The sequence below is a fragment of the uncultured Fluviicola sp. genome (genome assembly GCF_902168135.1).
In the GTDB taxonomy this organism is placed as follows: Bacteria; Bacteroidota; Bacteroidia; order Flavobacteriales_D; family Crocinitomicaceae; genus Fluviicola.
Window position 1 is genome coordinate 17,460 of sequence record NZ_CABHOL010000048.1, and the last position, 13,817, is coordinate 31,276.

The 13,817-nt window shown below is 43.1% G+C and carries 13 protein-coding genes; 6 read left to right on the plus strand and 7 right to left on the minus strand.

Features of this window, described 5'->3' with window-relative positions; all coding sequences use genetic code 11:
- Window position 1: 1 nt before the first annotated feature.
- From QZT69_RS15995 to QZT69_RS16005, 3 genes are read left to right on the plus strand one after another with little or no spacing between them, the layout of a single operon-like run.
- Complete coding sequence (locus tag QZT69_RS15995; RefSeq protein WP_294677147.1) at window positions 2–667, plus strand: hypothetical protein; 666 nt, start codon at window positions 2–4, stop codon at window positions 665–667.
- A gap of 2 nt (window positions 668–669) precedes the next feature.
- Window positions 670–1,041, plus strand: coding sequence for a hypothetical protein (locus tag QZT69_RS16000; RefSeq protein ID WP_294677148.1), 372 nt, complete (start codon window positions 670–672; stop codon window positions 1,039–1,041).
- Window positions 1,034–1,939, plus strand: a complete 906-nt coding sequence (locus QZT69_RS16005; RefSeq protein WP_294677149.1) for an EamA family transporter — start codon at window positions 1,034–1,036, stop codon at window positions 1,937–1,939. The genes QZT69_RS16000 and QZT69_RS16005 overlap by 8 nt, the downstream gene beginning before the upstream one ends.
- A gap of 80 nt (window positions 1,940–2,019) precedes the next feature.
- Here QZT69_RS16005 and QZT69_RS16010 read toward each other — a convergent pair whose 3' ends face one another.
- Entirely contained in the window at window positions 2,020–4,383 is a 2,364-nt protein-coding gene (locus tag QZT69_RS16010; RefSeq protein ID WP_294677150.1) for a TonB-dependent receptor, read from the minus strand.
- A 73-nt stretch (window positions 4,384–4,456) separates the two neighbouring features.
- A complete protein-coding gene (locus QZT69_RS16015; RefSeq protein ID WP_294677151.1) occupies window positions 4,457–5,182 on the minus strand; it encodes a head GIN domain-containing protein in 726 nt (241 codons plus the stop codon).
- A gap of 350 nt (window positions 5,183–5,532) precedes the next feature.
- Here QZT69_RS16015 and fumC point away from each other — a divergent pair, with 350 nt between their 5' ends.
- Window positions 5,533–6,921 carry a class II fumarate hydratase gene (gene fumC, locus QZT69_RS16020; RefSeq protein WP_294677152.1) on the plus strand — a complete coding sequence of 463 codons (1,389 nt, stop codon included), beginning with the start codon at window positions 5,533–5,535 and terminating at the stop codon, window positions 6,919–6,921.
- A gap of 91 nt (window positions 6,922–7,012) precedes the next feature.
- Here fumC and QZT69_RS16025 read toward each other — a convergent pair whose 3' ends face one another.
- Window positions 7,013–7,309, minus strand: coding sequence for a hypothetical protein (locus tag QZT69_RS16025; RefSeq protein WP_294677153.1), 297 nt, complete (start codon window positions 7,307–7,309; stop codon window positions 7,013–7,015).
- Between the two features lie 4 nt (window positions 7,310–7,313).
- The gene (locus QZT69_RS16030) at window positions 7,314–7,928 is read right to left on the minus strand and encodes a hypothetical protein (protein WP_294677154.1); all 615 of its coding nucleotides are present in this window, start codon (window positions 7,926–7,928) and stop codon (window positions 7,314–7,316) included.
- Between the two features lie 64 nt (window positions 7,929–7,992).
- On the opposite strand from QZT69_RS16030, the gene QZT69_RS16035 reads away from it, so the two are divergent.
- Window positions 7,993–8,547, plus strand: coding sequence for a hypothetical protein (locus tag QZT69_RS16035; RefSeq protein WP_294677155.1), 555 nt, complete (start codon window positions 7,993–7,995; stop codon window positions 8,545–8,547).
- Window positions 8,548–8,813: 266 nt separating this feature from the next.
- Here the strand turns inward: QZT69_RS16035 and QZT69_RS16040 are convergent, their stop codons facing one another.
- Entirely contained in the window at window positions 8,814–11,660 is a 2,847-nt protein-coding gene (locus tag QZT69_RS16040) for a TonB-dependent receptor (protein WP_294677156.1), read from the minus strand.
- 193 nt (window positions 11,661–11,853) lie between these two features.
- On the opposite strand from QZT69_RS16040, the gene QZT69_RS16045 reads away from it, so the two are divergent.
- On the plus strand, window positions 11,854–12,561 hold the full coding sequence (locus QZT69_RS16045) for an energy transducer TonB (RefSeq protein ID WP_294677157.1): 708 nt from the start codon (window positions 11,854–11,856) through the stop codon (window positions 12,559–12,561).
- Between the two features lie 25 nt (window positions 12,562–12,586).
- Here the strand turns inward: QZT69_RS16045 and QZT69_RS16050 are convergent, their stop codons facing one another.
- Window positions 12,587–13,144 (minus strand): hypothetical protein, encoded by a 558-nt coding sequence (locus tag QZT69_RS16050; protein WP_294677158.1) that lies wholly within the window; start codon window positions 13,142–13,144, stop codon window positions 12,587–12,589.
- Complete coding sequence (locus tag QZT69_RS16055) at window positions 13,144–13,806, minus strand: M48 family metallopeptidase (protein ID WP_294677159.1); 663 nt, start codon at window positions 13,804–13,806, stop codon at window positions 13,144–13,146. Before QZT69_RS16055 ends, QZT69_RS16050 begins: the two co-directional genes overlap by 1 nt.
- Between the last annotated feature and the right edge of the window lie 11 nt (window positions 13,807–13,817).

Consider the following 13,817-nt stretch of genomic DNA (forward strand, 5'->3'; position numbering starts at 1 on the left):
GATGAATCGTTCTATAAATATTTTACTGATTTTTTTCTCTTTTCCGGCATTTGCATTTATCATTTGTGTAGCGTTTGATATTCATTTTTTCAATATCCCGATAGCGGAACTTCCGTTCAAATTCCATATTTTCATTGGGATTGCAACACTTTTGCTGTTGTTGATCATCCGCAGGTCTGCAAGCCGTTGGGTGGGTGTTTCGATGACCCGGAAACCCGAACGCTTTTTGTGGAGCACCCCCGTTTCGAAAGAACGTAAAAAGCAGGTACGCCTGTTTTTGATACTGGAGGCCTTCATTGCATTGTTTGCAATGATTACAGCCTTAGTACTCACCACGGAAGCCTGGCCGGTGGCATTGGTTTACGGGATTATGGTGCTGGACCAATTGTTGTTCCTGCTAATTGCACAATCCGGTTTCCGGGTTGGAATTACACATAAAGCGGTAGTGGTGGCTGATCGCGAAGTACGGTTATTGTTCTTTTCCGGTTTGAGACGTATTGAAACGCATCAACAAACACTTTACTTTGAATACATCGAAGATTTGCAGTTATTTTTCCCGGTGAATTGCATTCCGGAAGGAAAATATGAAGAGTTCAGAACTGCGGTAGAAGAGCGGGTAAACCGCGACCGGGTTTTCTTTTCAGAAGGATTTAAAGCATTGAATTAATCATGGGAGCAATCTTGAAAAGGCCCATTTTACTCGGAATTTTGATTGGAGTATTGTTACTGGTACTCTGTATTTTTGTCCCGATACCGATGTATGACGGTATTTTCCACTACAATCACGAACTGGTTCACATTCAGACAGAAGGAAAAGTAGCCCTAAGCTATTACTTTGGTTTTGGATTGGAACAGGTGCGGGCAAATGGAATTCTCCCGACACAAATCGCTTTAAAACCAATCGGTTATGCGCTTATTGTGCTAATTCATATTGGTCTGCCGGCTTTGGTAGCTATTCGTTTCAGAATGAGCAACGCAAAAAATGCTTACTCTGAAGCTTCAGCGAAGGAGCAGAAAATCGAAAACCCGCCCAATGAGTAAAGACCTGCGAAGCTGGATAACTCTATTCGTTTTAGCACTTATTTGGGGAGCTTCTTTTATCTTGATGAAGCGTGGAATGTACGACGAGGTTGGAGGACACATTTTCTCTGATTCACAAGTCGGTGCATTGCGGATGGCAATTGCAGGATTGGTGATGCTGCCTTTCGGATTGATGAACCTGCGCAAGATCAAAAACTGGAAACAGGTGGTTTACTTGTTGGTGGTCGGTACCTGCGGAAATTTCTTTCCGGCCTTTTTATTCACCTTTGCAGAAACAAAACTCTCTTCCGGATTGGCGGGAATGCTGAACAGTTTTACTCCATTCTTTACACTGATCCTGGGCTTTTTGTTCTTCAGGCAAAAGATCCGTTTGAAACAAGTTGCAGGATTGATTATTGCATTTATGGGAATCTGCATCCTGGTGGGGATCCTCAATGATGCACCGGTTGAGATTTCCATGCTGCACGTAGGAGCCATTCTTCTGGCAACCCTGATGTATGCTACCAGTTTGAATACAATCAAATTTAAGCTCAGCGAATTCAAATCCCTTGAAATTGCTTCTCTGTCCTTTACTTTTCTATCCATTCCGGCGTGGATCGTTACTTTAAGCCTGAAAACTTCTCACGTACTTCAAACCAATGAGCATGCGTTTGAAGCTTTGGGTTATATCAGCATTTTAAGTGTATTTGGAACTTGTTTGGCGCTCCTGCTGTTCAACCAGATCATTGCCCTGAAATCCCCGATGTTTGCCAGTTCGGTTACTTATATGATCCCGATCGTTGCAGTCATTCTGGGCGTTCTTTTGAATCATGAAAAATTCTATGTATCGCAGTTTTTGGGAATGATTGTGATAGTTGGCGGGGTTTATTTGGTGAATTCTAAGCAGAAGGAAAAATGAAAGGAATTATCAATTATTAATTATCAAGGGGTCTGATTTGTCTTGATAATTGAATCGTTTATAATTGATAATTCCTCTAATCAAAACTCCAAACGATAACTCAACACAGGCAATAGTGGTGTCTGATACCAATATTTCACTTCCCCGGTTTTGCTGTCGAAGTATTGCCCGCCTACATTTTTACGGTTTATTGTATTTTGGATATCAAGCGCAACTGTACTTGTGATGCGTTTGTAGTTGCGTTTCAGGCTCAACCGGATGTCAAGCCGGTAATAATCAGGCATTCTTTTGGAATACGTTTGCGAAGTCACAAATTTGGTTTCTCCGGCTGCAATAGAAGCACTCAGGTCTATTGGCGTATAACGGAAACCTCCGACATAAATGGACTTTATGTTAAAGCCGATGGTCCGGTTTTTTCCTTTTTTGTTGAGCAGCCATTCTTTGCCGATCGTTAGGGAAGTAGCATAATTCGTGTTGAACCGTGTATCATACCAGTTTCCGTCAGCTGCTTTGTATTTGGATTCATACATGGATGCGGATAGTAAATAATACAGGTTTTTGAAGAGAAAACGCTCGTAGGTCAATTCCACTCCGTAGTTCTTTCCAAGTCCGGTGTTACTTAGCGATTCAGAAGGAAAACCATCTGTTGAATTCAGGATCGAATAGGTACTTGTCGGGTCCTGGCTGATCGGAGTATGGAATAAATGCTGGTAATAGACTTCTGTCTTAATGTGTTCGTGATCATTGATCACAAAGTCGTACCCGAAAACAGCGTGGTGTGCTTTACTCAGCTTTAGGTTTTTGTTTGGAAGTCTCGTAATTCCGTTTTCGTTTTGCTCCACGAAATAAACACCTATCGGCTGCAGCTGGCTATGAAGGCCGTATCCCAAAGTAAGATGATGTTTCGGATGAACATCATAACGCAAAGATGCCCGTGGTTCAATGGAATTGCTGTTGTTCAGGAATAGTTGAAAGTAATGCAATCCGACATTTGCCGTCCATTTTTCAGTAATGTGGGTATTCCATTGGAAAAATAGCTGCATGGTTTCTGTTCCGCCTTTTTCATTGATCTGTTCTGTTAAAACTGTTGAATCTCCCATGTCGCTTTGCTTTAAGCTATATCCCAGGTGATTCAGGATAAATCCGGTCCGGATATTGTTTTTCGGATTGATCTTTTGCGTGTAGGTACTTGAAAGTGTCAGTTTGTTCTGAAGGAATCGCTGTTCGTATTCTCTGATCAATGTGCTGTAATCGTCCTGGAGCTCGTCTTGCTTGTAGCCGTTTTCTGTTCCTGAAAATACCAGGGCGGTCTTCAAATAGGATTTGTTGCGGAAGAGTTTGGTGTTTGTAATTCCGACTGCTCCGGTGTTGCTGTAGAAGTTTGTGTTTAATCTTAAGAAATCATCTTCCTGCCAGCGGAGAGAATCTTTTTCAGCGGTGGTCGTCTGGTAGCTCAATCCGCCAAAGCCGAAGACAGTAAACTTTCCGAGTTTTTTCGTCGGTAAATAGAAATTGAATGACAAGTCCTGGAAATTGGTGTTTGCATCACCGATCGGAATACCGATTTTCCCAAGGATATTGAGTGTTGAATAGCGGTAATTGATCAGGTAGGACCCTTCATAGCCTTTTTTGAACGGACCTTCGGTTGCTACATCCAAGCCAAGGATTCCGAGCTGCACGGTGTACTCCCGTTTTTCGTTATTCCCTTTTCGAAGTCGCAGATCAAATACGCCGGAAAGTGCATTCCCGTATTCTGCGGCAAATGCCCCGGTTGAGAAGTCTGAATTACTCATTAATTGTGCACTCAAAATAGAAATTCCGCCTCCGGCAGTCCCGACATTCGAAAAATGGTTCGGGTTTGGAATTTCCACGCCTTCCATGCGCCATAGCAAACCGTTCGGCGAGTTCCCGCGGATGGAAATATGATTGTTCCCGTCGCCGGCTGTTACAACTCCGGCAAAAGAGGTTGCCATTCTTGCAGGGTCGTTTACTGCAGCAGCAAATTTCTGGGTTTCTTCCACAGAAAATGTTCTGGTACTAACGGTGGAAAGCTCATTCAACGGACTGTTTTTGTCTGTTTTAGCGGAAATCACCACTTCGTTTATTGCCCGGATATCTTCTTCCAGGTTGATATTGAGCACGAGCTCCTTTCCGGCATTTACGGTTATGTTTTGCATGATCACCGGTTTATAATCGGTTGCGGTGATTTCAATGCTTCGGTTTCCGACCGGAACGCGCAGCAGGGTGAATTTACCATCCTCGTCTGTTACGGCATGAATAAGGGAATCTAACCCGGTAACTTTCACAATCGCTCCGGGGATCGAGGACTGGGAAATATTGTCGACAACTGTGCCGCGAACCGTTTGTGTTTGAGAAAAACAGGTGTTCACAATAAAGCATAGCAATCCTGATACGAAGAATTTCGTTAATTTTTTTTGGAACATGGATTTGTTTTTTTGTTTGTGATTGTTCGTAGGTACGCAATTAATCACGTACCTGCAGGTTTTTGGATATTGATTAAATGTGAATGAGAGATCCAGATCCGCTAATCGTGGTATTTACCTCCGGATTCCCTTTGTAACGGATATCACCGCTTCCGGAAATGGTGGCGCGCAACTGGTCAATAGCCCAAACAGAAATATTTCCGGAACCACTGATCTTAGCATCCGAATGATTTGCGGCAAGGCCTGTCATTTCAATGTTTCCGGAACCGCTGATGGTCGTTTTTTGATTGGTAACCGTTCCGCCTGAAGCCGTGATATTTCCGGATCCGCTGATCTTTGCTTCCAATTCAGCAGAATTGACTGCAGCCAGGGAAATGTTTCCCGAACCGCTTATTTTGAGTTCCAGGGTGGATGTTGAAATGGCATACGCCGATTCGATGTTTCCGCTTCCACTGATATCCAGGGAGTAAAGATCCGGTGAGTGAACAATGACCTTAATGCCGTTGTGTTTGCGAATCCATTTCTTAGAGTCGATTTCCAATTCACCGGAGCTGATTTCAGTTGTAATGACATTCAATACATTTTGCTGTGCCGAAATCTCTACGTAATAAATTGAATCCTGCGTATAGTAAACATCTGCGTCAATATCCAGCGAAATTTTATTGAAACCGCTCAAATCACGTGTTTCGGTAACTGTTGCCCCTTTTCCCTTGATGGAATTGAACAAATGTTTCTTACAAGATGTCAATGATATGGCAAACACCAAAATTCCCGGAATCATCCATTTTAAACTTTTCATAAAGACTTTTATTTTGTTAGTTATCTCTATGACAATCCAGGTTGAGTTTACCCCTATGTCGGATGAAGATTTTTTTCGATTTATCATGTCCTCCCCCTAGTGCCCCCTCTGACGGAGTCTGACACTCGTCTGAGTCGTCAAGACCTCCCAAAGGGAGAGACCTCGGACACCATGAACTTATCGATCCGTGTAAGGTAATTTTTTCCTAAAATATCACTCAAAAAAGCGATTATTCCGTAACTTCAAGTCGGTTAATTTTACATTCCGTCAACAGGGATTTATCCTCCCGCTGATCACGCAGAATAAAAAACTGGGAAACAAAATAACGGTTCATACAAATTCAAAACACCATGGAATACCGCATCGAAAAAGACACAATGGGCGAAGTAAAAGTCCCTGCCCAAGCATACTGGGGCGCTCAAACGGAACGCAGCATCGAAAACTTCAAAATCGCTCAGGACATCAACAAAATGCCCAAAGAGATCATTCGCGCATTTGCCTACCTGAAAAAGGCAGCCGCACTCACAAATTTAGACGCCGGAGTACTTTCCAAAGAGAAATCCGATCTCATCGGACAGGTAGCAGATGAAATCCTGGCAGGAAAACTCGACGATCAATTCCCCTTGGTCATTTGGCAAACAGGCAGCGGGACACAAAGCAACATGAATGTCAACGAAGTCATTGCTTACCGCGCCCATGTCATCAACGGCGGGGCTTTAACCGACAAAGAAAAAGTACTGCACCCGAATGACGATGTGAACAAATCGCAGTCTTCGAACGACACCTTCCCTACCGCGATGCACATTGCCGCTTACCAGATTCTCGTCGAAACAACCATCCCGGGAATCGAGAAACTACGCGATACCTTAGCTCAGAAAAGCAAGGACTACATGCAGGTAGTGAAGATCGGGCGCACGCACTTTATGGATGCAACACCCTTAACACTCGGACAAGAGATCAGCGGATACGTGAGCCAGCTCAACCACGGTTTGAAAGCTATTAAAAATACACTGGCACATTTGAGCGAACTGGCTTTGGGCGGAACGGCTGTCGGAACAGGAATCAACACCCCTCCGGGATATTCTGAGAACGTAGCGAAACACATTGCCGACTTAACCGGACTTCCGTTCATTACCGCAGAAAATAAATTTGAAGCACTGGCAGCACATGACGCCATTGTAGAAGCTCACGGAGCATTGAAAACCGTTGCTGTGAGTTTGATGAAAATTGCCAATGATATCCGCATGCTTTCATCAGGACCCCGAAGCGGCATCGGAGAAATCCACATTCCGGATAACGAACCGGGATCCTCCATCATGCCCGGAAAAGTAAACCCTACCCAGTGCGAAGCTTTAACCATGATTGCAGCACAGGTGATGGGGAACGATGTAGCTATCAACATTGGCGGGGCAAACGGACATTTCGAATTGAATGTCTTCAAACCCGTGATGATCGCCAACTTCCTGCATTCCGCGAGACTGATCGGTGACGGGTGTGTTTCTTTCAACGACAAATGCGCCGTTGGAATCGAACCGATCACGGCAAACATCAAAAAACACGTCGATAACAGCCTGATGCTGGTAACCGCTCTAAACACGAAAATCGGTTATTACAAAGCGGCAGAAATTGCTCAGAAAGCACATACCGAAGGAACAACCCTGAAAGAAATGGCCGTGAAACTCGGGTATTTGACCGCGGAAGAGTTTGATCAATGGGTGGTGCCGGAGAACATGGTTTAGAAAATTACGAATTCCCAATTCCCAATTACGAATTTTACAGATTTGTAGGTACGCGATGGCTCGCGTGCCTGCGGATCTGAAACCCGGCCGATTAATCACCATAAGCAATCAAATCACTTTTCGTTTCAAGAGCGGTATTAATGAGACGAAGTAATTTAATTACATCTGTATCGAAATGCATTTGTTTCCGATCAATTCGTTCGCGTATCTGATTCAAGATCAATTTACTCCAACGGAAATCAGAATAGTAATCGAAGCGATCATCAATAATTCCTTTCTTTTGAAGATTTGCAAATGTTTTGTTATCAAGATCACCAGCAAAATCGAGTCCTAATGGTTCGTTAATCGGTTTTGAAATTTCTTCAGCTATAAAGTAGAAATCCAACATCGTTTTATTTTTTCAGAATTTTGAAAGAATCGAAGAAAACTAAAGCGGATTTATTCGGAAACTTTGGATCACGTGTCATTATTGTTAGTCGATAAAGAATACCATCAGTGTAATACCATTTATGGTATATCAGTATATCATCAATAGAAGGTATACGCATTCTTGAAATAAAATATCTTCCAGGTATACCATACAGGTCAATCTCCTCTTCTGATTCAATTACTACTTCTGAAGCAGAGTCAAATTCTTTTAATCTGGAAATCAATTCAGTCATAACATAGTCTCTTTGATCATCAAACATCTGTTTAACAGAACCAAAATCAATAGAATCCAAATGATTATAATCTATTTGATAAGCAAGATTTTCATCATTTATATTTTGCACCTGAGCTATGTAGTGATAAAGGTTAATGCCATCCTGCACAGTTGTGGTAGGTATAACATAGCTTTTCTTTACAGGAAAAGTCAATTCAAAATGAAATTCAGGAACAGATAACAAATAATGATCTTTGACCGATCTTCCCTTGTCTAAAACCTGGGATTCTACTTGAAATGGAATCCAAGAACTAAATCCAATTAAAAACAAACTGAAGATTCCGGTGATCTGAACAATTCTCATAATTACATTTTGAACGATAAAAGTACAAATTGATTTTGCAACAGATCATTATCTTTGGAATTATATGGAACAACCGGTCAAAATACTAAAACCGCTTAACAGAATACCTTTCACGCTGGCAATTTTCATGCGGCTGCTGGTTTTGATTCCCATTTTCGGGATTTCTATCCTGATGATGGTTACCGGTTTCATCGGTGCGTTTAAGGGAGAACTAATGGAACTCCCCACACTGCTCGTTGGAATCGCATTCTTTGTGATTACTTCGTTTTTCCTGCTGAATATACTCGTTCTGAAAAAGCGTCGGCTTTCACAACTCCAATACCTTTTTTACCCCGACCGTTTGGTCATTTACAATGAACAGAAAGACCAAATCCTCCACGAAGTATTTTACGATCAGTTTCCCGATTTTACTTTTCACGAAAACCTGACGAATTTTGGCCACATCGTGATCGGAAAGAATGAGCCGGTAATGGCACGCGGAGGAATATTCGGTCAAAACTACGGCATCAACATGAAAGACCCGGACATTATGCTGGAAAATCTGCCCGAAGTAAAGAAAGAATACCTTTTCCTGAAGGAATTGGTCGAAGCGCAGCAAAAAAACTCAGCAAAAGAATAAATACGTCCTCCCCCTTTACCTTGCAGTTTCCGCACTACCGCTTGTCACTGCTTTGTCTTCAAGCACAAAGTGCTTTCTCCCGCCTCCGAAGGGGGAAAGCGATCCGACTCCTAGGTTGGAAACTATAGCTAGTTAGTTTAATTGTTTTTCAGAACTTCGATCTTTAACTCAAAGGGGGAGGAAATGAGGAGGAAGTGGGGAGGAAAAGAGAATCACCTTCAATTACACACATCTGTAACACTTCGCAAAATCCTGCATTTGAACTACTAATGATGCGGCGGTCCGTGTGGTCCTCCATCTTCCGGCTTCTCCTCTTTCGTTTCCGGAGCTTTCGTACCGAAGTTCCGCAGGTTGTAAGTCAAGGTCACCATGTAATACCGGTTCAGTACATTCGACTTCACGTCTTCGATGTAAGATTCCGTCACGTTTCGCGTAATGCTGTTGTTGTTGTTCAGGATATCGAACACGGAAACACGCAGTTCCAGTTGTTTTTTCTTCAGGAGCTTGTACCCGATCCCGCCGTTCCACAACATGATTGTCTGGTTGAAGCCCGAGCCCAAACCGGCATAGGCATTTACGGAATAAGTACTGTTGATCACCAAACGCTCTTTGATGATCCAGTTGAAACGCGCATTGACATTGTGTACGAAATATTCGTTGCTGGCTACATTCTGGCGGGTATTGACCACGTTGTTGTAGTTCAGGGTATAACCCACCGTGAAATCCAGGTTCTCACTGATATTGCTCGAAACAGTCAAACCTCCGTTGGCATTCGAAGTCTTCGCTTTATTGACCACATTGTTGATCAAACCGGGAGCAACGGTATACGCTCCGCCCAGGTAGAAATTCAGGTTCAGTTTCAGCTTCGTTAAAGAAAAACCGTAAGAGATCGATGAACGCCCATTGTAGCTTCCCGGCAGGTTTACCGGCTGACGGAACTGCGCCCCGCGAAGCAATACCACATTTCCATTGACAACCGTATCGTTCGTGGCAATGATCGTTCCGTTCGAAATGTAATTCTGGTTCACCTCTCCGCCGAAGAATACATTGAAATTGGTAGCTTTCTGAACGTTTGTTTTGTTGAAGCGTCCGAATACGCGGTGGTTATACTGCTGCTTCAGATCCGGGTTCCCCGATGACAGGGAAAGCGGGTTGGAGTTGTCGATCACATTCTGCAATTGGTCAATCGTGGGGTTGCGTGTACCTGCCCGGTAGACAAGCATCAAAGAAGTTCCCTTCGAGAATTCATACCTGAAACGCATATTCGGCAAAAGGGAATTGAACGATAAATTCACATTGCGGGTAGTAGGGAATTCCTGCACATTCATCAACAGGGAATTCTGGTAGCCGATCCCCACCTGGAAACTTGCTTTCCCCTTCTGGAACCGGAAATTCGTTCCGCCTTCGTTCACAATAGTTTGGTTCCCGAACACGTTTGAAAGCGTCGTATCCATGAAATAGTAGGAATTCGTTACCGTATCGAAATCATAAGTGCGCTTGTCTGCATTGCTCGTTGTGTAGGCCGGAGCATAGTAAAACTCACTCGACCAGGACTTGCTGAGCGGTTCCGTAAAGGAAAAACGCCCGCTCACCCCGTAACCATTCGTGTTGTTATCGGTGTGCTGGTCGATCTCTGCCAGGGAATCCTGTCCCAGTTCATCGTAATAGCGCGACGAAGAAAGCTGTCCGTTATTCCCCTCTTTCACGTTGTAAGTTCCGGTGATATTTGCCGAGAATGTACGTCTCGGTTTCGCAAAGCGGTGGCGCCACAACACGCTGGTACTTGCATTCAGTCCTTTGGTATCGCTGAAGGTGCGGTTATTGATCTGGTTGATGAGCACATTACCGGCATCCGCTGTTGTTCCGTCGGTAGTCTGTGTGCGCTCATTTCCCTGGTAACTCACTTTCGGATTAATCACCAGCGAGTTCATGGAATCCAGGGCGATATCGAACTTGAAGTTCAGGCGGTGGTTCGCGTTTTTCATCGTAGACAAAAAGTCCTCGTTGTAGATTTGTCCGGCAGTTGTAGAAAGCACGTAAGTCCGGCTGGTCTGCTGCGAGTTTTTCGTATCGGAGGCGTTGAAGAAATAGCTTCCCGTCACTTTGGTATTCTTGTTCTTTCCCCATTTATCCGAAAGGTTCAGTCCCAGTCCGTGCGTCATGCTCACCCCGTTTTGCTGCGACACCAGGTAGTTCTCATTATCGCCGCCGCCAAAGCGTCCGCCCCTGCCACGCGCGTTTCCTGTTCCACCCGTTGCTCCCAGGATATCATCCGTAGAAAAATTCTGTTGGTTCACGTTATTCGACATTCCCACGATGGAAAGACGGCGCGTTCCCTTAAAGAAGTTCACGTTCAGTCCCGCCAGGTACAAATCGTTCGGAGTTCCGTATCCGGCATAGATCTTCCCGAACTGCCCGTTGTTTTTCCCGGTTTTGGTTACAATGTTGAGGGCCTTAGCCTCATTCCCGTCCGAAATCCCTGTAAACTTGGCCTGGTCACTCGCCTGGTCGTAAACCTGGATCTTAGAAACGATCTCAGCCGGCAGGTTCTTCATAGCCGCCGCGGCATCGTCCCCAAAGAATTCCTGTCCGTCGATCATCACCTTGGTGATCTGTTCGCCCTGTGCTTTCACCACCCCGTTTTCCAGCGTAATTCCCGGCATCTTGGTGATGAGGTCCTGCACCGTCGCATCTACATTTACCTTGTATGCATCCGCATTGTACTGCGTGGTATCGCCTTTCTGTTCCACCCGCACCGCATTGGCTTCGATGGTTACTTCGTCGAGCTTCGTATCGGTTTTCATCACCACATCCAAAACGGTTTTCCCCTCCGGCAAAACCACGTTCCGGAACTGGTCGACGTACTCAAAAAGTGTGACTTTCAGGATGTAATTCCCGGGAGTGAGGTCTGTCAAAAGGTACATCCCGTTCTCGTCGGTATTCACAGCTGTGATAACGGAAGAATCCGCCGCTGCGAGCAATGCCACGCGGGCATCCATCAATTTCTCGGATGTTTTGGGATCGGTAACTTTCCCGGAAAGTTCGGTTTGTGAGTAGCCAATAAAAGAAGTAAGGATGGTAACGCATGTAAAAAGTGCGATTCGAATCTGCATAAATTGGGTTTGTTTGTGTCCTTTGGATGTTTCCGGGGGCAAAAGGTTTAGTTTGCGAAGGGAAAAAATCGGTCGGAATATGCAAAAATCGTGCCTGGGGGAAGGTTGAAGAGTTCAATTGAATCAACCAATACTTAACCATTTGAACATTTTGAACTAAAAATTGTATTTTTGAATCAAGTCCAATCACCGTATGAAGACAATCACTCTTATTCTCCTGCTTTTACTAATCAGCACAAACACTGTCAACTCCCAGAAAAATCTTTTATGCATTCGTGTGCTATTAGGCGATGACACCCCGGCAAAAGCACTTCCTGTAAACGTTCACAATCCCAATGACTCACTCATCGCCAGTTTGACAACAGATAAAGACGGTAACGTAAATTTTCGCTGTAATGAGCTCATTGTGAACCTTGACATTCGTTCCAACGATCTGAAATTCAAATCCACTTATGACCGCTGCTACTTGCTTCAGAATGACACGACACAAAAGATTTACATACTCTGCAACCGCAGTGCAGATGAAGTTGCTATGATTAAACAGGGAATGAAAAAAATCTCCTTTATAGGGAGAAGTAACATTCCACACGGGTCTTGTCCTGAAATTATTCCGGCACAGGATCCAGAAACAATGAAAGAAATCCATGCCTGCCTGATCGAAAATCTTCATTACCCGGAAATAGCTGTGGAAAACGATCTCGAAGCAAAGATCAAAATTCGCTTTTTAGTGGACGAAAACGATCAAATCAGAAACCTCCAAATCTTCAACGGCTCCTACGCTATCCTCGAAGAAGAAGCACTCCGTGCAGCTTCATGCCTTTCGGGATACGTAGCCGTATCCTGCGATGGAAAAAAGGTGCCGACGATGTTTACACTGCCTTTGAGTTTTCGATTGAATTAGGGGTGAATCTTCGATTTTGTAATGGCTAAATCAATGTATCAACAACTATGTACCTCAATTCTGAATTCTTTGGTCGATAACCTTTGCATGCATCCCGATTAAAGCAAATCAATTTCATAACATCTTGATTTTCGGTATTTTTCAATTTACTTCTTGTTTTGAATAGTTTCGTCATAAAAAAAGTAGGGGCTGTATTGAATGCCTCTGCATAAAAAACAGGATTATCATCCACATCGAATCCAATGATGTCATGTTTTTGTTTATTAGAATGACCAAAATCAACCTCTACTCTTTTAAAAGAAGGTAACGCTTCAATTTTATTCTCAAAAATCAGGAGAAGTGTATTATAAATGACGCAATCAGTAAGAATGCGATTAGCAGATTCTAATAAAGTAACATGAGGATATGGTCCTTTTTTTATTATATCCCGTTTTAAACACTGCATTAATTCCAGCGACGAATTCGCAGAAATCACAGGATCTATTTCATTCAGTTGATGTTTAAATCCCACTATTTCGCTTTGAACTTCTTGCAACGAATCGAATGTCGATTTTCTATTTATTTTCGGTAAGTTTTCGATCATTATAAAGGTAACTCGTTCAACTTTTTTTTCTGGGCACGCCACAGTGGAAGAAACTGATCCATCAACTGGATGAATCGTTTATTATGACGTCTCTCAATTAAATGAATCATTTCATGAACTACTATATATTCAATGCATTCCAATGGTTTTTTAGCCAATTCGATATTGAAAAATAATGTACCGCTATCAGCACAACTTCCCCATTTAGTTTTCATGCTTCGAATGGTGATTTTGGGGGTTGGAACCAACATAATTAAAGAATATTTCTCAAGAAATAATTCAATTCGCTCGCGAAGATTCTTTCTATAAAAAGTGTTCAGCACCCTTTGTTTAGAAGAGAAATCATTAGTATCATTTACATAGATGACTAATCTTTTTCCCTTCTTCTCAACTCGGGATTTTTTAGATTGTTCGATCAGCAATAAATAACGCTCACCAAGAAAATAATGACTTTCCTGATTAATAAATAATCGAGGTTCTTCTCTTAATTGATTTTTGAATTTACGTTGTTCCTTTTTTATCCATCCCAACTTGGTAGCCACGTAAATTCTAACTTTTTCAAGATCATAGAATTCGGGGGACGAAATGGTTACTCGCCCTTCCGGAGGATGAACGCTGAGATGAAGGTTTTTTATCGCTTTAAAAGTAACTTCTATCTCCAAATTGGAATATT